The sequence below is a fragment of the Cohnella baijiui genome (assembly GCF_020731285.1).
GTDB lineage: Bacteria > Bacillota > Bacilli > Paenibacillales > Paenibacillaceae > Cohnella.
In genome coordinates, this window is sequence record NZ_JAJFOW010000447.1 from 1 (window position 1) to 220 (window position 220).

At 52.3% G+C, this 220-nt stretch carries 1 protein-coding gene; it reads left to right on the forward strand.

Going from position 1 to position 220, the window contains the following annotated elements:
- Positions 1-220 (forward strand): triose-phosphate isomerase (locus LKX83_RS33330; RefSeq protein ID WP_227887593.1); only part of this gene is annotated, 220 nt, incomplete at both ends.

A 220-nucleotide genomic window follows, 5' to 3' on the forward strand; every position in this document is an offset into this window, starting at 1 on the left:
TGAGAATCTGGAGCAGCGTGAAGGCGGGAAGACAAAAGAATGGGTACGTGATCAGGTGCTGCGTGCTGTGGAAGGTCTGGCAAGTGAGCAGGCGAAGCAGCTTGTTATTGCATACGAACCAATCTGGGCAATCGGAACAGGCAAATCATCCTCGGCTGAAGATGCACAGGATGTCATTGCGTTTATTCGCGGAACGGTGGAAGACGCCTTTGATGCTCAG